The following is a 21,079-nucleotide window of genomic DNA, read 5'->3' on the forward strand; positions in this document are numbered from 1 at the left end:
GAAAAGGGGAAGGTGGCTGGCGCTGAATTCTTCACCCCAAGCGGGCTTGCTGCGCGGCCCGTGGCCCGGTGCAGAAGGATGATCGGGCAGGTCCCCCGGCGTGATCAGCGCGGCGTGGTGACGAGCGGTTCACGCTGGCCTTTTCGCAGAACCGCCGGATCGTAAGGGGTGCGGTCGAAGACCTCTTCGACCATCGGGGCAAAGTGGTCCAGCGGCAGCGTGTCATAGCCGGGATCGAAACTCGCCTGATCCCAGCGTTCACAAAATGCCGCGCAATCGTCGAAATAGGGGTGGCCTGTGTATTTGTCGCGTTTGTGGGGGTCGGCACCGACGTGATGCCCGTAGTAGACCATCTGGAAATCGCCGTGTTTTTCAACGACCCATGTGCATTGTTCGCGCACGAAGGGGCGCAGGATGGTCGCGGCGTATTCATCGTGGTTGTAGGGCGCGTAGATATCCCCGATGTCATGCAGCAGCGCCGATGCCACCCAGTCGGTATCGGCCCCGTCGCGCCAGGCCCGCGTGGCCGATTGCAGCGAATGGCCGAGCCGGGTGACCTGATAGCCCGACAGGCTTTCATCCAGCGCCACCAGCGCCTTGAGCAGACGTGCGGCGGTGCCGCGCGTGTAGGCCACTTCGTGCTCGGTCAGAAAGGCGTAATCCTCGGCGGAGCCGTCCTTCATCTGGGTAAAGCCCACGTGTTTCATGTTTTTCGAGGTCATCCGTAAAGCCCCCTGGCGCTGTCGGTTCCGGCCATCATCACCTTGGCCTGAGCCTGCCGGATTTCGTCGTAGATGGCCAGCGCTTCGGGCGCAAAGAGCGCGCTCGGCGGGTCGAACTGCCGGAAATGGCCGTGCCTGTCCGTGCCCCGGGCCAGCAGCGCGTAATCGGTGTCGCCGACATTCTGTGTCACCGCCGGCGTGCAGTAGCGGATCACGGCGGCGATGCGGCGGTCATCCGTCGTATTGGGGCCGGAGCCGTGGATCGTCAGGCCGTGGTGCAGCGATATCTGACCGGGATGGATTTCGATGGGGGTTTTCTGGTCGTCGGTGACATCCACCCTGACCTCCTGCCCGCGGCTGAGCAGGTTGTCCTCCGCGAAGGTGTCCCTGTGCGGCAGGATCGGGTTCTTGTGGGAGCCTTTCACGAAATCCATGCAGCCCGAGGCGGGGGTTGCGGGCGACAGGGACAGCCATGCGGTGACCAGCCCGTCGATCGCGCCCAGACCCCAGTAGGTCAGGTCCTGATGCATGGAGACCCTGTGGCGGGTCTGCGGCTCCTTGATGAAGAATTCCACTGCGTAGATCATGATATCCGGCCCGAGAATCCCTTCAACCACGTCGAGAATGCGCGGGTCCGACCCGATGCGGTAGGCCAGCGGCATCACGCAATGCGCGTTGACGCGTTTGTAGGTATTGAGCGGCAGCGGCAGCCCGGCGTCGCGCCAGGTGCTTTCGATGTCCTCAAGCTCGGCGCGCAGGGTGCGTGCTTCCGTGGCGGGCAGGACCGGGATCGGGAAGAGATAGCCATCGTCCCAATAGGATGTCTTTTGCGCGTCGCTGAGACGGCCATTCACGAGGGTCAGGGGGGGTGGCATTATGTCCTCCGGGTTTCGCAGTGATGTTTGCGCAGGCGCGCCACCACCGCTTTGTTGTTTGCGACCCGGTGCGGGGTCGGATTCGGACGGTTCCGCGGCTGCGGCTGTCATCGCGCTATGGCGGGTCGGGGCCTTCGCGCGGCGGTCGTCGCGCAGGGCGAAGGGCTGCCACCGCGCCGAATGGTCATGATCGCGGATCACCCACTTGCCGTTGTGCCGCCGGGTTCCTAAGTCGTCGGGAGGCAGTGAGGCGCGCGTCTGCATCCCGCAGGCGGCATTCGTCCCCGTAGCATTGGCGACCACTGGACAAGCGCGCTTGGGCCGCTAGTGTCCGCGGGATCGCACCCGGCATAAAAGGAGCCTTCCATGGAAAAGTTTGGCAAATCACAATCAATCACACGTGTGGAAGACCTGCGTTTCCTGACCGGACATGGCCGCTATGTCGATGATATCGCCCCGGAGAACGCGCTGCGGGCCTTCGTCTTCCGGGCGCCGGTTGCGCATGCCACGATCACGGGTCTGAACGTCGATGCGGCACGGGATGCCGATGGCGTTCACGCGGTGCTGACGGTCGCCGATCTCGAAGCGGCGGGCATGGACATCAATATGTTCGGGGCGACGGTGAAAAATCGCGATGGTTCCGCCGGTGCCGCCCCCAAGCGCCCGTTGCTGGCGAAAGACAAGATGCGGTTTGTCGGCGAGCCGGTTGCGTTTATCGTGGCCGACACGCTCGACCAGGCCCGCGATGCGGCGGAAATGATCGAACTGGACTACGAGGATCTGCCGGCCAAGATGGATCTGGCCACCGGCGGCACAGCGGTGCATGACGAGGCGCCGGACAACCGGGCGTTCGACTGGGGCCTTGGTGATGAAGCGGCCACCGACGCGGCCTTCAGGGCGGCGGCCAGAACGGTCAGCCTGGAGGTTGGCGACAACCGGATCATCGTGAACTCGCTGGAACCGCGCGGCTGCTTTGCCGAGTGGGAGGGCGACAGGGTGCATGTCTCTCTGGGCGGCCAGGGTGTCTGGGGGCAGAAGGAATTCATCGCCAGGGCGCTGGCGCTGCCCGAAGAGCGGGTCCGGGTGACCACGCCGGATGTTGGCGGCGGGTTCGGGATGAAGGGGTTTCCCTATCCCGAATATGCGCTTGCCGCGCAGGCCGCGCGCGCCGTGGGCAGGCCGGTGCGGTGGATGTCGGAGCGCACCGAGGCGATGCTGTCGGACAACGCGGGCCGCGATCTGACCTCGACCGCCGAGTTTGCCTTTGACGAAAACCACAGGATTACCGGCTACCGCGTGCACACACGCTGCAACATGGGCGCTTACAACAGCCATTTCGCGCAGTACATTCAGAGCCAGTTGTTCAGCCGGGTGCTGTCGGGCGTTTACGATGTGCCGAACACGTGGCTGCGGGTCGAGGGGTTCTATACCAACACCACCTATGTCGATGCCTACCGGGGTGCGGGACGACCCGAGGCGATTTACGTGCTGGAACGCCTGATGGACCGTGCGGCGCGCGAGCTGGGGGTGGACCCGATCGCGTTGCGGCGGCGCAATTTCATCAAGCCCGACCAGTTCCCCTATGCCACCACCGTGGGCGAAACCTACGATGTCGGCGACTTTGACAAGGTGATGGACCGCGGCGTCGCGGAGGCCGATCTGTCCGGGTTTGATGCGCGCAAAAAAGCCGATGCGGCGCGGGGACTGCTCAGGGGCGTCGGTTTGTGTTACTATATTGAAAGTATTTTGGGTGATCCTTCGGAAGGCGCGAAGGTGACATTTAATGAGGATGGTACGGTGACGATTTACGTGGGCACGCAATCCACAGGGCAGGGACATGAGACGGTTTATGCGTCTTTCCTGGCCGATCAGACCGGAATCCCGGCAGAAATGATCACCGTGGTGCAGGGCGACAGCGACCTGATCGCCACGGGCGGCGGTACCGGCGGGTCCCGCTCCGTCACCGTGCAGAACAACGCGACACTGGCGGCGGTTGCCGAGATGACGGAGAAATTCACCGCCTTCCTGTCGGATGAAATGGGCGTGCCTGCGTCCGAGATCAGCTTTGACGATGAACGGTTTCGCGCCGATGGGTCGAACCTGACGCCGACGATGCTGGAGGTTGCGGAGATGGCCCGCGCGGCCGGTCGTGACGATCTGCTGACGCATGAGGCCCGCGCCACGCTGCCTGCCCGAAGCTTTCCCAACGGTTGCCATGTTTCAGAGGTAGTGGTGGACCCGGAGACCGGGAGAGTAACCGTGGACCGCTATACTGTTGTTGATGATTTTGGCAATCTTATCAACCCCATGCTGGCCGAAGGTCAGGTGCATGGCGGGGTGGTTCAGGGCATCGGGCAAGCGATTACCGAGCATGTTGTCTTTGATGAAGACGGCCAGTTGCTCACGGCATCGTTCATGGACTACGCCTTGCCGCGTGCCGACGACGTGCCCACTATTAGTTTTACATCGGAACCGGTGCCATCCACGGCCAACATCATGGGAATGAAGGGATGTGGCGAAGCGGGCACCGTTGGCGCGCTGGCCGCTGTTGCCAACGCGGTACAGGATGCGCTTTGGGAGCGGGGCGTGCGGCAGGCCGACATGCCGTTTACCCCGCATAGAGTTTGGGAGCTGTTGCACAGTGAGGTCCTCGCGGCGGAATAACAGATGGCTCGGCTGGCTGCGCAGCAGGTTCTGGCGCCGGCCCGACAGCGATTTCGGCCCAAGACGCGGCCCGGTTGTTCATGTCGTGATCCTCGATGGCACCATGTCGTCGCTGAAACCAGGGTGCGAAACCAACGCCGGGCGCGCGTATCACCTGTGCCGCGAAGTGGGCAGCCCGCTGTCGATCTACTACGAACCCGGCCTGCAATGGAGCAACTGGCGGTCCGCCGTGGATGTGATGCAGGGTCGGGGGATCAACCGTCAGATACGCCGCGCCTATGGCTATCTTGCCTCGCGGTACCGGCCTGGCGACAAGATTTTCCTGATGGGCTATTCGCGCGGCGCCTATGCGGTGCGCAGTCTCGCGGGGGTGATCGACCGGATGGGGCTGCTGCGCGCGGAGGGAGCGACGGAGCGCAACATCCGCGATGTCTACCGCCACTATGAAGGGGATCCCGACAGTACCAGCGCCCGAAGTTTCGTTTCGGCCCATTGTCTGACCGGGGTGGAGATCGAGATGATCGGGGTGTGGGATACGGTCAAATCGCTGGGTTTCAATGCGCCGGTGCTGTGGCGTCTGAGCGAAAAACGCCATGCTTTCCACAACCATCACCTCAGCCATAACGTCAAGGCCGGGTATCATGCGCTGGCGCTGGACGAGACCCGCGTGGTCTACGCGCCGGTCATGTGGTCCTCGCCCGATGCGTTCGAGGGTCATGTGGAGCAGATGTGGTTTCCCGGCACGCATGGCGATGTCGGTGGACAGTTGGGCGGCTACGAGGTCGCCCGCAGCCTCGCGAACATCCCGCTGGTGTGGATGCTGGAACGGGCGCAGATCCGCGGCCTGCCGCTGCCGGACGGATGGGCCCGGCGGTTTGCGCAGGATGCCACGGCGCCCTCAACCGGGACCTTCCGGGGGTATGGCAAATGGTTCATTTCCCGCCGGGCCAGAAAAGTGGGGACCGACGGGTCCGAGCGTCTGCATGACAGCGTGGCGATACGGGCGGCGGCCTTGCCAACGCCACGCAGGATCATGCGCGGCCTGAAACGCGCCTGACCGCTCAGGTGAACGGATTGTCGTAATAGGCGGCCAGATGCTCGTATTCCGGTTGCAGGAAGGTGCCGATCACCGCCTGCGTCCGGGGGGTCAGATCGTCGAGCCGCAGCGGGCGTTTGCTGGAATTGAAGCGCGGGACAGTGACGGGATGTCCAACCCGTGCCGACAGATCCTTCTGCAGGTCCGGTATGCGCGCCACCGTATAGACCGCGTCGAAATCCAGCGGCTGCACCCCGACAAACAGCCGCGTCGGCAAGGCGTGATGCTTTATCACCGAAGACAGCTGCATGTAGGTTTCGATGTTCTGAAAGAAGAAATCCGGATCCGGGTCATCCGTGACGTCGCTTTGCCGCCGGATCCTGGGGCTCTTCAGCAGGTCTTTGCGGCCATCCACCCGGTCGGAATAAACCGCCAGAAGCCGTTTCAGCGGATCGCGTACCACGGTAAAGCGCCACCAGTCGCTGTATTTGCGCCACCTGTGCGGCCGAAAACGCCGGGTGTGGTAGGCCTTGTGAATCAGATCATGATCCTGCGCGACCTGCTCAAGGGTGACCGGCGCACCCGGATCGATGGACGCAAGTGCCGCCTTCACCGAGGTGCAGGCAGCCTTCGGCACCGCCATATAGGCGATCTTATGGGCTGAAACTGCAATTACCATGGGCATACCGCATTTTTGTTATTGCTGTGCACCCGTCCCCTTGGGGAGGCTGCCGCAGGCCTGTGCCCGCATAACAGGAGAACTCATGGGAAAGTGCAACCCTTGGCCTGAAATGACGCCGGGCTGTCAGGTCATTTTCATGATGATGCAGGTTGTTGACCCCGTGGCGTAGAGCCGGCCGTCATCGCGCCCGCGTATCTCGCCATGAGCGACCCCGGTGGATCGCCCCGCATGATCGACGTCTGCCGTGCAGACAACAGCAGTGCCAATCGGGATGTTCCGCAGGATATTCACCTTGTATTCGAGGGTTGTATAGACCGACCCGCGCGGCACGCAGGTCATCACCGAACATCCCAGCGCGCTGTCCAGCAAGGCACCGTACCACCCGCCATGTACCGTCCCCATCGGGTTCGTCACGTTGAACTCCGGTGTGCCGGAAAAAACCGCCCGGCCCTCGGAAACCTCCGTCAGGGTGAATCCCATCGTCTCACCAATCGGTGGCCCGCATTCCTCTCCCGACAGGATGGCCTGCATGAATTCCAGCCCCGATCGCTTCAGGATCATCTGTGGCGGCGGCAGGTCCGCGGGGCTTCTGGCGATGGGCATGGCGTTCTCCGAGACAGGTATCTTGTCCCGAAGGCTAGGCCTTTTCTTCTTTCGCTCACAAGGGTTACGCGACGTCCCGTACGCCTGTCACCGCCTGGGTGACGCCAAGGGCATGGCAGATTTCCCGGGTAAGCTCCGGGCGGTTCAATGTGTAGAAATGCAGGTTCTCCACACCTTCGTCCACCAGATCGGAACACATCTCGGCGCATATGGCTTTGGCCAGAAGGTCGTGCCGGTTGTCACGGATCGCCGCGTCAAAGGCCTGATCAAGCCACGCGGGAATCGATGCGCCACAGCGCAGCGCAAACTTGCGCGCGTTGGTCCAGTTGATCACCGGCAGGATGCCCGGGGTGATCGGGGCAGTGATTCCCGCCCTGGCGCAGGCATCGCGGAAGCGCAAAAACGTCTCCGTTTCGAAAAAGAACTGCGTGATGGCCTCGTCCGCGCCCGCGTCGACCTTGGCTTTGAGCCAGTCGATATTGGCCTGCTGGCTGGCCGCGTCAGGGTGCTTTTCGGGGTAGGCGCCGACGCGCAGGGTAAACTGCCCGGTTTGCGCCAGCGCTTCGATTAACTCGCAGGAATTCGCAAAGCCATCGGGGTGCGGTTGGAAACGGTCCTGGCCCTCGGGGGCGTCACCGCGCAGCGCGACGATATCCGTCACACCGGCCTTGGCGAAACGCTGCGCGGTTGCCATGGTTTCGGCCTTTGAGGCCCCGACGCAGGTCAGATGCGCGGCCACCGGCAGCCCGGAGGATTTGCGCAGCGTATAGGCCGCATCATGGGTCAGATCTCGGGTGCTGCCGCCCGCGCCATAGGTCACCGAAAAGAACCGGGGGTTCAGCGGGGCCAGCGCCTGCGCGGTCTCCCACAGCTTGAAAGACGCATCAATCGAGCGGGGCGGGAAGACTTCGAACGAAACGGATGGCGTGGGCATCGGTGGTTTCCTCTTGATTTCCTCCCTTGTGCCACACCCCGGATCGTGAGACAAATTCATAACTCTCATCTTTAACATGAGGATCATATGCATATCGAGTTCCGGCACCTGCGCACGATTCAGGCCATACACGAGGCCGGCGGGCTGGCGCGCGCGGCGGATCAGTTGCACATTACGCAGTCGGCGCTGAGCCATCAGGTCAAGGGGCTGGAGGATCAGGCCGGGGTCGAGCTTTTCGTGCGCCGCTCGAAACCGCTGAAACTGTCCCCCGCCGGGATGCGGTTGCTGAAGCTCGCACAGCAGGTTCTGCCCCAGGTGCAGGCCCTGCAGGATGAGTTCACCGGTCTGCGCGCGGGCAGCACCGGCCGGATGCACATCGCGATCGAGTGCCACGCGTGTTTCGAATGGCTGTTCCCGGTGCTGGAGAAGTTTCGCAAGAACTGGGCGGACGTGGATGTCGATATCCGCCCGGGGCTGGCCTTTGATGCGCTGCCCGCGCTGCTGAAGGAAGAAGTCGATCTGGTGGTGTCCTCCGATCCGGAGGATCTGCCCGGCGTTGAATTTGTAGAACTCTTTGATTATGCGCCTGTTTTCGTTGCCGCGAGCACACATCCGCTGGCCCAGAAACCCTATGTGGACGCGGCGGATTTTCGGGGAGAGACCCTGATCACCTACCCGGTGGAGCGCACGCGGCTGGACGTGTTCAGCCAGCTTCTGATCCCGGCGAAGGTCGAACCGGCTGCGATTCGGCAGGTGGAACTGACGGCGGTGATCCTACTGCTCGTGGCGTCGAACCGCGGCGTGTCGGTGTTGCCCGACTGGGTGGTGCGCGAGGTGAAATACTCCTCCGATTACATCACCCGGCCGCTGACCCGGGAGGGTATCACGCGCCGGCTGTATGCCGCGGTTCGTCAGGACGATCTGGACAAGCCCTTCATGAAACAGCTGCTGAAACTGGCCGGGGAGGAAGCCCGGAAACTTCAGGCGCGGTAAGGCGGTGCGAGAGGGCTTTGGCGGCGCAGGCATCCAGGATAGGGTGACGCAATGGCTGAGACGGGCAGGGAAGGTGTGGCAGGATGAAGGCTGACAAGGCGCGCGCGACGCAGGCTGACACGGCAACGGTGTCGGTGACCCGGCCGGGCGGCACCCCGTTGCAGACATTGGCCCGGAAAGCCAAGGCCAGCCCAAGCACCGCGGCGCTGGGCGCGCTGCAACGTCGGGCGGATGCGCGCGCGGGATCCCTCATGCCGGTTCAGCGCGTTGTGGGCGCGGGGCTGGAGCCCGGCACCCGGGTGCGGGATGGCACTGGGCGGCGGGGGCGTATCGTGGTGTCGGATAACAATGCCACAGACAGCTACAGCGTCGAGTTTGAAGGCAGCGACGGGCCAGTGACCGTGGCGCGGACCGACCTTGATCTGGACGTCGATGCCGGTGCCGGGGCTGTGGCGGAGCCGCAGATTGTCGAGGACCACCCCCCGCCGGACGACGTGGAGTTTCACAAAACACCCTTGAAGCAGGGCGTCTTTACCGGCTCGATCGAAACCGGCCCTAACCGCAATTGGGCGGATCTTCATGTCACCGGCGAGATTGGTCAACCGGCCAATCCCGATGACCTCAAGGCCTATTTCGAGGATCTTTATCGACTTATGCTGGGCCATCACAAGTTTTCCGGCGTGCCGGGTGTGCTGGAATGGCACCCGACCGGGGCGGTGGTGACCAAGCAGATCGTCGAGCTGCTGGGCGCGAGCCTGGGCGGCTGGTATCACTGGGCGCAGGGTCTGGCCGCGCAGAAGATGCGCAAGGCAGCGGCGCAGAAAAGCGGGGTGGACCGCAACAATCTGGCGGGCAAGATGGACCGGGACATCGTGCCCGAACATATGCATTTCCTGAAATCCCTGCGCGGCACCAAAGGTCTGGAGATCGGGTATAAGGGCGGCCCGATCAGCCAGGAAAATCAGGATATCTTGCGCGATCCCGAACAGAATAAACAGCTGACCGATGAGCAGATAAACGCGATGATGACACCTGATATGCTGGGCGATACCGAGGGCGCGAAAACTGCGCTGGAGGCCTACGAAGGCGTGCTGATGGACGATCAGAACCCGGTAGGCCCCAGTCTGATCATCATATTGGATTATCGCAGGCTGCCCAGCCTGATCAAAAAGCTCTGATCCGGGCGGCAGACCGGAGCGTGACACGCGCGCCCTCAGGTTGACCGAGATCAAGGACGCAGGCGTTCAAAAGGTGTCTAATTCCGATGACCGGAACGGAGGCACTATGGCACAACACATCGACATACCCGCAGCGGTAAAACCCCATCAGGCCGAGGGCGCGGAAATTCTGGGCTTTGAGCAGGGGGAGTACCCCTATGCCGAGCGCATGAAACGCGTCGACTACGAGGCGGAGAAGGCGGCCTTGCAGGTTGAACTGCTGAAAGTCCAGCACTGGGTGCAGGAGACCGACCAGAAGTTCGTGATGCTTTTCGAGGGGCGCGATGCGGCGGGCAAGGGCGGCACCATCAAGCGCTTCATGGAGCATCTGAACCCACGGGCCGCGCGGGTCGTGGCGCTTAACAAACCCACCGAGGAAGAACGCGGTCAGTGGTTTTTTCAGCGCTATGTCAAACACTTGCCGACCAATGGTGAAATCGTACTCTATGACCGGTCCTGGTACAACCGGGCGGGCGTCGAGCGGGTGATGGATTTCTGCGAGCCCAATGAATACCTCGAATTCATGCGCCAGACGCCGGAGTTCGAACGGATGCTGGTGCGCAGCGGGACACGGCTTTTCAAGTACTGGTTCTCGGTTACGCAGGACGAGCAGCGCAAACGCTTTGCCGCGCGCGAAACCGATCCGTTGAAACGGTGGAAACTGTCGCCCATCGACCGGGCGAGCCTTGATAAGTGGGACGATTACACGGAGGCCAAGGAGGCGATGTTCTTTTACACCAACACCGCCGATGCCCCCTGGACGGTCATCCGGTCCAACGACAAGAAGCGCGCGCGGCTCAACTGCATGCGCCACTTCCTGTCCTGCCTTGACTATCCCGACAAGGACGAGAGCGTGGCCCGGCAGCCCGACCCCAAGATCGTTCACCAGGCCGAGACCGTCGTGCATGCGGCGGACCATATTCTGGCCACTTCCCTTCACCCGAAAATCCGCAAGAAGTAACAAGGCGATTATATGACCCATACCCCACATGAACTGGCCGAAGACTTTCCCGACGCGGCTGACCAGATCGCAGCCCTGCGTCAGAACGATGCGCATTTCGCGCGGCTGGCGGATGCCTATCACGCGATCAATCGCGATGTGCACCGGGCCGAAACCAACGTGGAACCGACTGCCGACGATCATCTGACGGACATGCGCAAGCAGCGCATGCGCCTGAAGGATGAAATCAGGGCCTATCTGGCGCGCAGCGACGCCTGAGCGGGTTCAGCCCCCACTGTCTGCCTGCACGCGCGGGGCATCTCTGCGGGCGCAGGCGGCAAGCGGTCGGGATCATTTTTGGGGACCTACAGGCGCATTTCCCTCAACGGGCCGCGATCTGATCGCACTGTGGCGGTGGACCGTCACGTCACCCCTGGTCGGGCGGCGTATCCTTGGCCATGGCGCTGTCGGTATCTTGCGGTACGTCCGTTTCACCCGCGCCGTCTTTGGTGGGTTCGCCCTTGGCAAGCGCGGCGGCGATGGCATCATCGGTGGGATTGGCGGCGCGCACCGCGTCCAGAACTTTCGCCGCGTCCTCTTCGGTGAGCGTGCCTTTGTAGGCGTCCAGAACAGCCGTCTCTGCGGTGATCACGCCGTCTGCGTCGGGCGGACCCGCGTGCACGATCGCCTGTGCCTCGGCCAATGCCTCGTCATCGGGACGAGGGGTGCCCGCGATCAATGCCGCAGCCTCGGTGGTGTCGGGATAGGCCAGGGTTTCGGTGGCAGCCGCGATCTCTGCCTGTGTGGCGGAGGGATCGGCAAGGATCTCCTTTGCCGCCTCGGTCTCTTGCGCGGTCGGCGCGTTGTCGATCAGCGCCTGCGCTTGCGTCAGCGCCTCGGCGAGGTCCAGAGCGTCTTGCGCCGCCGCATATGCGCCGGTGGCTGCGTCAAGATTGTAATCCGCCAGCGCCAGCGCCGCCGCGATGCCGACGGGGCCGTTGAAATTGCCATTGGCGATATGCGCGGCCTTGGCGTTCGGGCTGGCGTTGATCGCACCGTTGAGTTTGCCCAGGTTGCTGGGGTGCAGGGCGCCCTTGGTCTGCGCGTCAGCGGTGCGGGTCTTGTCCGGTCTGCTGGGAGGCTTGGGCGACGTCGCCGGGGCCCGCACGGATTTACCGGGTTTTCTGGTGGCCGATTTGGTCGATTTGTCCCCGAAAAGCCCGAAGCCGCGGCTGATATCGCGGCCGAGCGCCTTCACGTCGGATTTGAAGCTGCCGCGCGCGGCGCTTTTGCCGCGGGATTTGTCGCCGCCCTTGCCGACGCTTTTGCCTTTATTGCCGTCGCTGCCCTTTTGGCCGCCCCCCTTGTTGCCGCCGCCGTTGCCGCCGCCATTACCATTGCCGCCGGCGTTTTCGCTTTTGGCATAACCGGGCTCGGCGGTGACAACCACGACAGCAGGCGCCAGCACAAAAGCCGAGATCGCAAAGGCAGAGGCGCCGATTTTCAGATATGTCAACACAGGCAGCTTTCCTTTCTGGTGCGCGCGCTGGGGCGCGCTGTTCACTTTCGTCGCCATTTCGCTACAGGCGCAATACGTCTAATTTGCGGCAATTGCGCGGTATGCCGCCACGGTTCCGGAGCTTTTCAGAAGTCTTTGATCAGACACTGGCCCGATTGTCGCGGGAATACGGGTAATCCCGCCGAAAGCAGCGATTTGATGCCAAAGGCGCGACCTGACGCCCAGATCAGCGCGCCAAACGGGCGGCGCGGCCGCCCCTTCGTTTGGTGATCAGGCCGGTGCGGGTGGGCAGTTCGGTCATGATCGCGCGGCGCGCCTCGGGGCTCATGCGCGACCATTGCGTGATTTCATCGATCGACCGCAGGCAGCCGGTGCAGATGCGCGCCTCCGGATGCACCACGCAGACCTTGATGCAAGGGCTTTCGACCTCGTCGCGGCGCCAGATATCGTCGGTCATGCGTGTCCTTCCGCAGTCATCCGGATCACCCGGATACGGTCCAAAGCTCCCTGCAAGATATACCCGGCCGCCACGTGATCAATAACCTGCGCGCGACGTTTTCGCGACGTATCCGCCTCCAGAAGGGCGCGTTCAGCGGCCACCGTCGACAGGCGTTCGTCCCAGAAGGTGATCGGCACCCCGATGCCATCGGCCCGGTCGAGGTTGCGGGCAAAGGCACGGGTGGACTGGCAGCGCGGCCCCTCGGTGCCGTCCATGTTGCGCGGCAGGCCCAGAACCAGCCCGCCGATGTTCCGCTCGCTGATGATCTCGGCCAGCCGTGCCGCATCGAGCGTGAACTTGCGCCGCTTGATGGTCTCAAGCGGCGTGGCGACGGACAGAAACGTGTCCGACACGGCCACGCCGATGGTCACGGTGCCCAGGTCCAGCCCCGCCAGGCTGCGCATCGGGGCAAGGGCTGCTACGAAGCCGGAAATCTCGTCATAGATCATTCGGCGACCTGCGCGCGCTGCCCGGCCCGCAACAACAGGTCCAGTGCGCGGGTATCCCCGGCAAACACCTCGACCGCGTTCTCATACACTGCGAGCGCCTGCGCGCGTTGGCCCAGAACGCCGAGCGCGCTGATCAGCTGCGCCCAGTCCTGCACCGTGCCGCCCTCGGTGGCCAGCCGTTCCGACAGGCCGGTTACCATGCTCTGGATCATCTCCAGCCGTTCCGCGGGGCTGAGGTCCTGGGCTGCTTCGACATCGGCGGCGGTGGGGCCGCGCCCGTCACCGATTTCGGGCAACTGGTAGTTCACACCCGCCCGCTCTGCCATCTCTTCGATCTGGGCGACGATGGGTGCGATCCACGGCGCGTCTTCCGGTCCCTCGCGCAACAGGGCGTCCCACAGGCGGAAGGCGGTATCCGGGCGACCGGTCTGCGCCATCATCAGGCCAAGGTAATAGCGTGCTGAACCATTGGTCCGGTCCAGATTGAGCGCGGCGGTCAGCGCGGTTTCCGCTTCCGGAGAGACATAGCCGCCGGCAGCCAGCACCAGCATATCGGCGTAATCCACGTAGTCGGAGGCGGAACTGTTGTCGCCCTTGATGCGCAGCACGTGGGATTGCGCGCGCGCGGCGGCGGCGAAATTGCCGAGGTTCGCTTCGTTCTGGGCCAGCAGGATATGTCCCTGCAGATCGTCCGGGCGGCGGGCAACCGTTTCGCGCAGCTGCTGGACGAGAGCGACGTAATCGGGGCTTGCGGCGGGGGGCACCTGTGCTGCCGGAAGGCTGGCTTCGGCGGCGTCCTGGCTGGGCCGGTTTTCGCGCGCTTGCGTGGCCATCTCGATGCGGTTTTGCAGCGCCAGATCGCCGTATCCGGGCGCGCCCAGTTGCGTGTAAAGAGCGATGCTGCCGCCCATCAGCACGACCGCCAGCACAGCGGCGACGATACCCGGCGCCCCCTTGCCGGCATCGGCGGAGATGGTATCGGCCCCCAGCGCCGCGTCAGCCGCGAGGATGCGGCGCGAGACCTCGGCGCGGACGCGTTCGGCATCCGCCGCACTGACAACGCCGCGCGCAAGGTCCTTGTCGACTTCGCGCAGTTGGTCACGGTAGACCCGCAGATCGTAAGCTGCGGCAGGGTCAACCAGCCCCTTGCGCGGCGCCCGCAGACCCGCCGCCAGTGCCAGCGCCACCATCAACGCCAAGCCGCCTGCAATGATCCAGAAAATCGTCATGATCGCACGCTCCCTCCGTCCCTGATGTATCCGTCAAAGCGCCGGGGCAAAAGAGACAAATGATCACGCCTGCGCGTGCAACTGTCGCAATTGCGCAAGGTGTCGCAAACTTGTTAGAAAGCGACGCGCTCAGTATCCTCTTTTTCAGCGAGTAACGCAGAACAGTGTCAATCTGAATGCCGGCGCGAATCCGGTTCCTTCGTCTTGGGGTGGTCTTGCCATGAAACGATATTCCGTCTTTGCCGTGGCGCGGGAAGCTGCGCGGTACCACACGGGCTGGGAACGGGCGTGGCGCAAGGCCGAGCCGAAGGCCAAATACGAAGTGATCATCATCGGGGCAGGCGGGCATGGTCTGGCCACGGCCTATTATCTTGGCAAGCGCTTTGGCATCAAGAACGTGGCGATCCTTGAAAAAGGCTGGCTGGGCGGTGGCAACACCGGGCGCAACACCACGATTATCCGCAGCAATTACCTGCAGGACCCGTCTGCGGCGCTTTATGAAAAGGCACGGTCGCTCTACGAAACCATGAGTCAGGACCTGAACTACAACGTGATGTTCAGCCCGCGCGGCGTGATCATGCTGGCCCAGACCCATCACGAGGTGCGGGGGTACCAGCGCACCGCCCATGCCAATGCGTTGCAGGGCGTCAAAACCGAGTTCATCAATCCGACCCGCGTGAAGGAGCTGGTGCCGATCATCAACATCGACGGGCCGCGCTACCCGGTGCTGGGCGGTCTCTGGCAGGCGCGCGGCGGCACGGCGCGGCACGATGCGGTGGCCTGGGGCTATGCGCGGGCCTGCTCGGACATGGGCATGGATGTGATCCAGCAATGCGAGGTCACGGGCATTCGTCGCGAGGACGGCCGCGTCGTGGGCGTCGACACCTCCAAGGGCGCGATTGACTGCGACAAGCTGGGCATTGTCGTGGCCGGCAATTCGGGCCATGTGGCGGGGCTGGCGGGCTTTCGGCTGCCGATTGAATCCGTGGCGCTTCAGGCGCTTGTGTCGGAGCCGATCAAACCCTGCATGGATGTGGTGGTGATGGCCAACACCGTGCATGGCTACATGAGCCAGTCCGACAAGGGCGAGATGGTCATCGGTGGCGGCACGGATGGCTACAACAACTACACCCAGCGCGGATCGTTTCACCACATCGAGGAAACCGTGCGCGCGCTGGTCGAAACCTTCCCGATGGTCAGCCGCCTGAAGATGCTGCGCCAATGGGGCGGGATCGTGGACATCACCGGGGACCGTTCGCCGATCCTGTCGAAAACCCCGGTGGAGAATGTCTTTATCAACTGCGGCTGGGGCACCGGCGGGTTCAAGGCAACACCCGGGTCGGGCTGGGCGATGGCGGAACTGATCGCCAGAGGCCATGGGCCGCTGACGGATGCCTTCGGGCTGGAGCGTTTCGGCGAAGGCCGCTTTATCGACGAAAGCGTCGCCGCCGGGGTGGCGCACTGATGTCAGGGATCGGATCCGGGGCCGCCTCCGATATTGCGCTTGTTGTTGCTCCCGTCGGGTTTGCGGCTCATGCCGCGCAAAACGACCCAGACAACCAGCAACATCAGTCCGGCCAGGGCAATCAGATAAAACGTATCGCCCACAGCTTACGTGTCGTCGGCGCGGGTTTTGCTGCCTTCGCCTGCCGCCGAACCGAAGGCGATCAGGCTGCTCACATCCACCTCGCGCCCTCCGCGGGCGGCCTTGCGCGCGGCAACGGCGCGCCGCTCCAACACCAGCATGACGATGGCAATCACTGCAATCGCGCCGAAAACCAGAACAGCCCCCATTTCCTTGCTCATGTGACGCTCCTTTCGCATCCAAGTGTAGCGGCAGTAAACGGGTTTGGCGACAGGGCCGCCCGAAAATCAGATCGGAACCTTTTGCGCCCGCTTTTTGTTGTCTTTTCAATCGTAAAGCGAAAAGGAGCAACACAATGTCCGAACAATCACAATCGAAATCCGGGAATACCGGCATTGCCTTCATCGTGGGTGGGCTTGTCGTCGTTGTCGGCATTCTGGCCTATATCATGCTTTCGGGCGGAGAAGGCCTGTCCGTCGAAGGCCCTGATACGGCCATCGAAGGTGCTGCCGAGGCCATTTCCGGTAACTGACCCGCCCGTTTCGGGCCATTGTGAAACCGTCCGGATGCCGCGGCGTCCGGACGGTTTTGCATGTCTGGGGCCCGGATCGGCGAAATCGGCGTCTTTTGGCCGCCGCATTCGCGCCCGGGCGGCTTGGGCTTGCCGAAAACCACCGGGGTTTTCCGCCGCCCTTGCGACTGCGCACCGGCCTTCCAAACTGGCCTCCCGTAACAAGGAGACAGAACAATGGCTGACTATACGACCCACAACGACGGCGTCAGTGGTAAAGGCATCTTCATCGCGCTGGTGGTTATTGGCGCATTTGTCTTCCTGCTGGCAGTGCTTGGCACCGGAACCGTCCCAACCGATCCCGAAGCCGCAGGTGACCCTGCGGCCATCGAGTCCGCGCCAGCAGCCCCTGCTGAAACAGCACCGGCTGTCGTCGAATAACTCCCACTTCATTGTGCGGACCGCCAGAGGCGGGCGTCTTGCGGCGCCCGCCTTTTTGGTGTGTCCAGCCCGGATCGCCGGAGAGAACTCATGTTGACCCTCACCTGTCCTGTCTGCGGCGTGACCGCGGAGGAAACCGAATTCCATGGCGGCGGGGAGGCGCACCTGAAGCGGTTCGGCCCGGGGGCCTCCGACGATGACTTCGAGGATTACCTGTTCATGCGGGAAAACCCGCGGGGCGTTCATTTCGAACGCTGGCGCCATGCCTACGGCTGCGGCAAATGGTTCCATGCCGCGCGCTGCACCACGACGCTTCAGGTCTTCGGGACCTATGCCGCGCAGACCTACGAGCCCCCCAAGGAGATCTGCGACAAGATCACCGGCGAGCGGCCGGGCTGGTCATGGAGGCTCTTTAAATGAGCCGTGGTCTCGTTTCTGCCGACAAGAGTTATTTCTGCCCGGGGCACATGGTGTCCCCGCGTTCCGTGAGGTCCGACATATGAGCACTCGTCTCGCCACAGGCGGTCGCCTGCTGAACAAGCAAAAAGCGCTGAATTTTTCTTTCAATGGCAAGCGGTTGCGCGGATACGAGGGGGATACGCTGGCCTCCGCGCTGCTGGCGAATGACCAGATGCTTGTGGGGCGTTCCTTCAAGTATCACCGCCCGCGCGGTGTTGTCGCCTCGGGGGCCGAAGAACCCAATGGTCTCGTCAATCTTGGCGCCGAGGGCAAGTTCGAACCGAACCAGCGGGTCACCACGACCGAGCTGTTCGAAGGCCTGAGCGCCCAGAGCCAGAACCACTGGCCCAGCCTTGAATTCGACGTGGGCGCGATCAACACGCACCTCAGCCGGTTTCTGCCCGCTGGGTTCTATTACAAGATGTTCATCCACCCGCGACCGCTGTGGAAACATGTCTATGAGCCAATCATCCGCCAGTCGGCGGGGCTGGGGCGTGCGCCCAAGGCGCGGGATGCCGATACCTACGAGCATTTTCACTTTTTCTGCGACGTGATGGTGATCGGCGGTGGCGTTGCCGGGTTGCAGGCGGCGAAATCCGCGGCGGCGACCGGGGCGAAGGTCCTGCTGGTCGAACAGACCGCGCATTGGGGCGGGCGGGCACCGGTGGATGGCGGCACTGTTGATGGCGTGCCTGTGGAAAACTTTGTGGACCAAACCGTTTCTGAACTGGAAACAATGCCCAATGTCATCCTGCGCAAGCGGTTGATGGGGGCGGGCGTCTACGACCACGGCTATGTGCTGGGCTATGAACAACTGCGCGACCACGCGCCGGAAAAACCGGGGCCACGCCACCGGTTATGGCGCATTCGCGCGGCCCACATTGTCACGGCCACCGGCGCGATCGAGCGCCCCTTGCCCTTTGCCGGGAACGATGTTCCGGGCGTCATGCTGGCCTCGGCGGTGCGCGATTACGTGGTCAATTACGGTGTTGCTGCCGGCGACCGGACGGTAGTGGTCACTAACAACGACGACGCTTATCTGACCGCTTTTGCCCTTAAATATGCAGGATTGAACGTGCCCGTCATCGTCGATGCCCGCGTGCTGCCCGAAGACAGCCCGGCGATGGAGCAGGCCAAGGCCCTGGGCATCCGGGTGATCATGGGACATGGCCTTGCCAAGGTTCAGGGGACCAAGCGGGTCACCGGGGTCGCGATCTGCAGCCAGGCTGGCGCCGGTGCCGTGCTGGAGGAAATCGCCTGCGATGCGGTTGCCATGTCGGGGGGCTGGTCGCCGGTTGTTCACCTGTGGTCGCATTGCGGGGGCAAACTGGTCTGGGACGACGCGCAGGCGCATTTCCGGCCGGATGTGGACAAAGCGCCCACGGGGGCGGACGGACAGCCCTTTGTCACCGCCGCGGGCGCGGCCAACGGCAGCTTGCGGCTGGGCGACGTGCTGGGAGACGGCGATCAGGCGGGCAAGCTTGCCGCCTCGGCTGCCGGGTTCAAGGTCAAACAGACCGCCTGTCCGGTGGGCGAGAGCACGCAGGAGGCCCCGATGGTGCCGGTGTGGCTGATGCCGCAGGGTGCCGGTGTCGAACTGCGCAGCAAGGCGTGGCTCGATTACCAGAACGATGTCAAAGTGTCGGATGTGCAGTTGGCCGCGCAGGAAGGCTTTGAGAGCGTTGAACATGCCAAGCGGTACACCACCCTCGGCATGGCGACCGACCAGGGCAAACTGAGCAACATCAACGGGCTGGCGACGCTTGCAGGCGCGCTGAATGCCTCCATTCCGCAGGTCGGCACCACAACGTTCCGCCCGCCCTATACACCGATTTCCATGGGGTCGATTGCCGGGGAGGCGCGCGATGCCGTGTTCCAGCCGCTGCGGCGCACACCGATGCACGACTGGCATGACGCCAACGGGGCCGACTGGGAGCCGGTGGGCCATTGGCGCAGACCTTACTGCTATCAGCGCGCGGGCGAGAGCGTGAACGACGCGGTCATGCGCGAGACGAAGAACGCGCGGGAAAACCTCGGCCTGCTGGATGCCTCGACCCTGGGCAAGCTGATCGTCAAGGGGCCGGACGCGGGCAAGTTTCTCGACATGCTCTACACCAACATGATGAGCACGCTGAAGCCCGGCAAATGCCGCTACGGGCTGATGTGTTCGGAAAACGGCTTCCTGATTGACGATGGCGTGGTGGCGCGGATCGACGAAGACACCTTCCTCTGCCACACCACGACGGGCGGCGCCGAGCGTATTCACGGCCATATGGAAGAGTGGCTGCAAACCGAATGGTGGGACTGGCAGGTCTATGTGGCCAATGTGACCGAGCAATATGCGCAGATCGCGGTCGTCGGGCCGAATGCGCGCAAGGCGCTGGAAAAGCTGGGGGGCATGGATGTCTCCAAAGATGCGCTGGGGTTCATGGAATGGGCCGATGGGGAACTGGGTGGCTTCAGGGTCCGCGTCTACCGTATCTCCTTCTCCGGTGAGTTGAGCTACGAGATCGCCGTGGATGCAGGCCAGGGGCAGGCCTTCTGGGATGCGCTGATGGTGGTGGGCCACGATCTGGGCGTGATGCCCTATGGCACCGAAGCCCTGCACATCCTGCGCGCCGAGAAGGGCTTTATCATGATCGGGGATGAAACCGACGGCACGGTGATTCCGCAGGATCTGGGGCTGCACTGGGCGATCTCCAAGAAGAAAGAGGATTTCCTCGGCAAGCGCGCGCAGGAACGCTCTCACATGACGGACCCGGACCGCTGGAAACTGGTCGGGCTGGAAACCCTCTCCGGTGCCGTGTTGCCGGATGGGGCCTATGCGGTGGGCGATGGCGAAAACGCCAATGGCCAGAAGAACATGATCGGGCGCGTGACCTCCAGTTATTATTCGCCCAATCTCGACAAAGGGATCGCGATGGGCCTTGTGCTGCATGGGCCTGACCGGATGGGTGATGTCATCGAGTTCCCGGGCACCAACGGGGCAACCTACAAGGCTCGGATCGTCGATCCGGTGTTCTACGACACGCAAGGGGAGAAGGGGAATGTCTGATCCCGTCACCGCGCTGAACGGCGTTTCATCCGACAGTGGCATCGCCACGATCACCGGAGTGCCGCTTCAGGGCATGATCACACTGCGGGGCGATCTGTCTGCCGCCGCTGTCAAGAACGCGGCCACAGGGGTGGCTGCGGTGGACATGCCGGGGCAGGGAGAGGCCAATTGCGTCGAAAACCGGGGCATCTGCTGGATGAGCCCGGACGAGTTGCTGGTGCTCTGCCCCTATGAGACCGTTGCGGCCAATATCGAGAAGATGCAACAGACGCTGGGGATCCAGCATGCGCTTGTTGCGAATGTATCGGATGCGCGCGCGTCCTTCCGCCTTGGCGGCCCGCGCGCCCGCGAAGTGCTGGCCAAGCTGTGCCCCGTCGACCTGTCCCCGGGGGCGTTCACGCCGGGCATGTTCCGGCGCACCCGCATGGCACAGGTTCCCGCGGCTTTCTGGATGCGGAACGCGGATACGTTCCAGATCATCTGCTTTCGATCTCAGGCCCGGTATGTCTTTGATTTGCTGAAAATTTCGGCGCAGCCCGGATCAGAAGTTCACCTTTATCACGCGTGAGAGTTGACGCCAGTTAGCGTCAATGCCAAGAACGTCCGAGAAATGCCACGTGCGCGTGGCATTATGCGTCACCCGGCCATGGCTGATGGTCTGTCCGG

Annotated in this window: 22 protein-coding genes; 12 read left to right on the top strand and 10 right to left on the bottom strand. The window is 63.2% G+C overall.

What is annotated here, in order from left to right; genetic code table 11:
* Window positions 1-104: 104 nt before the first annotated feature.
* Complete coding sequence (locus KX928_RS07900; RefSeq protein WP_219502059.1) at window positions 105-707, bottom strand: HD domain-containing protein; 603 nt, start codon at window positions 705-707, stop codon at window positions 105-107.
* 11 nt (window positions 708-718) lie between these two features.
* On the bottom strand, window positions 719-1,861 hold the full coding sequence (locus KX928_RS07905; RefSeq protein ID WP_257883631.1) for a phytanoyl-CoA dioxygenase family protein: 1,143 nt from the start codon (window positions 1,859-1,861) through the stop codon (window positions 719-721).
* Between the two features lie 102 nt (window positions 1,862-1,963).
* Here KX928_RS07905 and KX928_RS07910 point away from each other — a divergent pair, with 102 nt between their 5' ends.
* Complete coding sequence (locus KX928_RS07910; RefSeq protein WP_219500788.1) at window positions 1,964-4,261, top strand: xanthine dehydrogenase family protein molybdopterin-binding subunit; 2,298 nt, start codon at window positions 1,964-1,966, stop codon at window positions 4,259-4,261.
* Window positions 4,239-5,318, top strand: coding sequence for a T6SS phospholipase effector Tle1-like catalytic domain-containing protein (locus KX928_RS07915; protein WP_373274792.1), 1,080 nt, complete (start codon window positions 4,239-4,241; stop codon window positions 5,316-5,318). The genes KX928_RS07910 and KX928_RS07915 overlap by 23 nt, the downstream gene beginning before the upstream one ends.
* Before the next feature lie 4 nt (window positions 5,319-5,322).
* Here the strand turns inward: KX928_RS07915 and KX928_RS07920 are convergent, their stop codons facing one another.
* The 3 genes from KX928_RS07920 to metF form a co-directional block, all read right to left on the bottom strand.
* Window positions 5,323-5,976, bottom strand: coding sequence for a sulfotransferase family 2 domain-containing protein (locus tag KX928_RS07920; RefSeq protein ID WP_219500793.1), 654 nt, complete (start codon window positions 5,974-5,976; stop codon window positions 5,323-5,325).
* Between the two features lie 126 nt (window positions 5,977-6,102).
* Complete coding sequence (locus KX928_RS07925) at window positions 6,103-6,582, bottom strand: PaaI family thioesterase (RefSeq protein ID WP_219500795.1); 480 nt, start codon at window positions 6,580-6,582, stop codon at window positions 6,103-6,105.
* A gap of 64 nt (window positions 6,583-6,646) precedes the next feature.
* Window positions 6,647-7,516 carry a methylenetetrahydrofolate reductase [NAD(P)H] gene (gene metF, locus KX928_RS07930; protein ID WP_219500796.1) on the bottom strand — a complete coding sequence of 290 codons (870 nt, stop codon included), beginning with the start codon at window positions 7,514-7,516 and terminating at the stop codon, window positions 6,647-6,649.
* 87 nt (window positions 7,517-7,603) lie between these two features.
* Between metF and KX928_RS07935 the strand changes: the two genes are divergently transcribed.
* The 4 genes from KX928_RS07935 to KX928_RS07950 all read left to right on the top strand — a co-directional run bounded on the left by KX928_RS07935 (window position 7,604) and on the right by KX928_RS07950 (window position 10,945).
* Window positions 7,604-8,509 (top strand): LysR family transcriptional regulator, encoded by a 906-nt coding sequence (locus KX928_RS07935; protein ID WP_219500798.1) that lies wholly within the window; start codon window positions 7,604-7,606, stop codon window positions 8,507-8,509.
* A gap of 83 nt (window positions 8,510-8,592) precedes the next feature.
* Entirely contained in the window at window positions 8,593-9,687 is a 1,095-nt protein-coding gene (locus tag KX928_RS07940) for a hypothetical protein (protein WP_219500800.1), read from the top strand.
* A gap of 106 nt (window positions 9,688-9,793) precedes the next feature.
* Window positions 9,794-10,687, top strand: coding sequence for a polyphosphate kinase 2 (gene ppk2, locus KX928_RS07945; protein ID WP_219500801.1), 894 nt, complete (start codon window positions 9,794-9,796; stop codon window positions 10,685-10,687).
* Window positions 10,688-10,699: 12 nt separating this feature from the next.
* Window positions 10,700-10,945: an HP1242/YdcH family protein gene (locus KX928_RS07950; protein WP_219500802.1), complete on the top strand. Its 246-nt coding sequence runs from the start codon at window positions 10,700-10,702 to the stop codon at window positions 10,943-10,945.
* A 148-nt stretch (window positions 10,946-11,093) separates the two neighbouring features.
* On the opposite strand, the gene KX928_RS07955 is transcribed toward KX928_RS07950, so the two are convergent.
* The 4 genes from KX928_RS07955 to ccmI form a co-directional block, all read right to left on the bottom strand.
* Window positions 11,094-12,182: a hypothetical protein gene (locus KX928_RS07955; protein ID WP_219500803.1), complete on the bottom strand. Its 1,089-nt coding sequence runs from the start codon at window positions 12,180-12,182 to the stop codon at window positions 11,094-11,096.
* Window positions 12,183-12,411: 229 nt separating this feature from the next.
* A complete protein-coding gene (locus KX928_RS07960; RefSeq protein ID WP_219500805.1) occupies window positions 12,412-12,642 on the bottom strand; it encodes a DUF1289 domain-containing protein in 231 nt (76 codons plus the stop codon).
* Window positions 12,639-13,133 carry a Holliday junction resolvase RuvX gene (gene ruvX / locus KX928_RS07965; RefSeq protein WP_219500806.1) on the bottom strand — a complete coding sequence of 165 codons (495 nt, stop codon included), beginning with the start codon at window positions 13,131-13,133 and terminating at the stop codon, window positions 12,639-12,641. The genes KX928_RS07960 and ruvX overlap by 4 nt, the downstream gene beginning before the upstream one ends.
* A complete protein-coding gene (gene ccmI / locus KX928_RS07970; protein WP_219500807.1) occupies window positions 13,130-14,362 on the bottom strand; it encodes a c-type cytochrome biogenesis protein CcmI in 1,233 nt (410 codons plus the stop codon). Before ccmI ends, ruvX begins: the two co-directional genes overlap by 4 nt.
* Before the next feature lie 220 nt (window positions 14,363-14,582).
* On the opposite strand from ccmI, the gene KX928_RS07975 reads away from it, so the two are divergent.
* Entirely contained in the window at window positions 14,583-15,827 is a 1,245-nt protein-coding gene (locus KX928_RS07975) for a sarcosine oxidase subunit beta family protein (RefSeq protein ID WP_219500808.1), read from the top strand.
* A 146-nt stretch (window positions 15,828-15,973) separates the two neighbouring features.
* Here KX928_RS07975 and KX928_RS07980 read toward each other — a convergent pair whose 3' ends face one another.
* Window positions 15,974-16,168 (bottom strand): hypothetical protein, encoded by a 195-nt coding sequence (locus tag KX928_RS07980; RefSeq protein ID WP_219500809.1) that lies wholly within the window; start codon window positions 16,166-16,168, stop codon window positions 15,974-15,976.
* A 134-nt stretch (window positions 16,169-16,302) separates the two neighbouring features.
* Here KX928_RS07980 and KX928_RS07985 point away from each other — a divergent pair, with 134 nt between their 5' ends.
* The 5 genes from KX928_RS07985 (at window position 16,303) to KX928_RS08005 (ending at window position 20,981) form a co-directional block, all read left to right on the top strand.
* Entirely contained in the window at window positions 16,303-16,479 is a 177-nt protein-coding gene (locus tag KX928_RS07985) for a hypothetical protein (protein WP_219500810.1), read from the top strand.
* A gap of 216 nt (window positions 16,480-16,695) precedes the next feature.
* Complete coding sequence (locus KX928_RS07990) at window positions 16,696-16,899, top strand: hypothetical protein (protein ID WP_219500811.1); 204 nt, start codon at window positions 16,696-16,698, stop codon at window positions 16,897-16,899.
* A gap of 90 nt (window positions 16,900-16,989) precedes the next feature.
* Window positions 16,990-17,319, top strand: a complete 330-nt coding sequence (locus KX928_RS07995; protein ID WP_219500812.1) for a sarcosine oxidase subunit delta — start codon at window positions 16,990-16,992, stop codon at window positions 17,317-17,319.
* Between the two features lie 79 nt (window positions 17,320-17,398).
* The gene (locus KX928_RS08000) at window positions 17,399-20,413 is read left to right on the top strand and encodes a sarcosine oxidase subunit alpha family protein (RefSeq protein WP_219500814.1); all 3,015 of its coding nucleotides are present in this window, start codon (window positions 17,399-17,401) and stop codon (window positions 20,411-20,413) included.
* Window positions 20,406-20,981: a sarcosine oxidase subunit gamma gene (locus KX928_RS08005; RefSeq protein WP_219500816.1), complete on the top strand. Its 576-nt coding sequence runs from the start codon at window positions 20,406-20,408 to the stop codon at window positions 20,979-20,981. The genes KX928_RS08000 and KX928_RS08005 overlap by 8 nt, the downstream gene beginning before the upstream one ends.
* Window positions 20,982-21,079: the final 98 nt, after the last annotated feature.

Origin of the sequence: Roseobacter insulae (assembly GCF_019375555.1) — a bacterium.
Classification (GTDB): Bacteria; Pseudomonadota; Alphaproteobacteria; order Rhodobacterales; family Rhodobacteraceae; genus Roseobacter; species Roseobacter insulae.

What these genes read in the sequence shown, in the direction of transcription:
- KX928_RS07900 (WP_219502059.1), bottom strand. Translation starts at nt 707, where the DNA reads ATGAAACACGTGGGCTTTACCCAGATGAAGGACGGCTCCGCCGAGGAT.
- KX928_RS07905 (WP_257883631.1), bottom strand. Translation starts at nt 1,861, where the DNA reads ATGCAGACGCGCGCCTCACTGCCTCCCGACGACTTAGGAACCCGGCGG.
- KX928_RS07910 (WP_219500788.1), top strand. Translation starts at nt 1,964, where the DNA reads ATGGAAAAGTTTGGCAAATCACAATCAATCACACGTGTGGAAGACCTG.
- KX928_RS07920 (WP_219500793.1), bottom strand. Translation starts at nt 5,976, where the DNA reads ATGGTAATTGCAGTTTCAGCCCATAAGATCGCCTATATGGCGGTGCCG.
- KX928_RS07925 (WP_219500795.1), bottom strand. Translation starts at nt 6,582, where the DNA reads ATGCCCATCGCCAGAAGCCCCGCGGACCTGCCGCCGCCACAGATGATC.
- metF (WP_219500796.1), bottom strand. Translation starts at nt 7,516, where the DNA reads ATGCCCACGCCATCCGTTTCGTTCGAAGTCTTCCCGCCCCGCTCGATT.
- KX928_RS07935 (WP_219500798.1), top strand. Translation starts at nt 7,604, where the DNA reads ATGCATATCGAGTTCCGGCACCTGCGCACGATTCAGGCCATACACGAG.
- KX928_RS07940 (WP_219500800.1), top strand. Translation starts at nt 8,593, where the DNA reads ATGAAGGCTGACAAGGCGCGCGCGACGCAGGCTGACACGGCAACGGTG.
- ppk2 (WP_219500801.1), top strand. Translation starts at nt 9,794, where the DNA reads ATGGCACAACACATCGACATACCCGCAGCGGTAAAACCCCATCAGGCC.
- KX928_RS07950 (WP_219500802.1), top strand. Translation starts at nt 10,700, where the DNA reads ATGACCCATACCCCACATGAACTGGCCGAAGACTTTCCCGACGCGGCT.
- KX928_RS07960 (WP_219500805.1), bottom strand. Translation starts at nt 12,642, where the DNA reads ATGACCGACGATATCTGGCGCCGCGACGAGGTCGAAAGCCCTTGCATC.
- ruvX (WP_219500806.1), bottom strand. Translation starts at nt 13,133, where the DNA reads ATGATCTATGACGAGATTTCCGGCTTCGTAGCAGCCCTTGCCCCGATG.
- ccmI (WP_219500807.1), bottom strand. Translation starts at nt 14,362, where the DNA reads ATGACGATTTTCTGGATCATTGCAGGCGGCTTGGCGTTGATGGTGGCG.
- KX928_RS07975 (WP_219500808.1), top strand. Translation starts at nt 14,583, where the DNA reads ATGAAACGATATTCCGTCTTTGCCGTGGCGCGGGAAGCTGCGCGGTAC.
- KX928_RS07980 (WP_219500809.1), bottom strand. Translation starts at nt 16,168, where the DNA reads ATGAGCAAGGAAATGGGGGCTGTTCTGGTTTTCGGCGCGATTGCAGTG.
- KX928_RS07985 (WP_219500810.1), top strand. Translation starts at nt 16,303, where the DNA reads ATGTCCGAACAATCACAATCGAAATCCGGGAATACCGGCATTGCCTTC.
- KX928_RS07990 (WP_219500811.1), top strand. Translation starts at nt 16,696, where the DNA reads ATGGCTGACTATACGACCCACAACGACGGCGTCAGTGGTAAAGGCATC.
- KX928_RS07995 (WP_219500812.1), top strand. Translation starts at nt 16,990, where the DNA reads ATGTTGACCCTCACCTGTCCTGTCTGCGGCGTGACCGCGGAGGAAACC.
- KX928_RS08000 (WP_219500814.1), top strand. Translation starts at nt 17,399, where the DNA reads ATGAGCACTCGTCTCGCCACAGGCGGTCGCCTGCTGAACAAGCAAAAA.
- KX928_RS08005 (WP_219500816.1), top strand. Translation starts at nt 20,406, where the DNA reads ATGTCTGATCCCGTCACCGCGCTGAACGGCGTTTCATCCGACAGTGGC.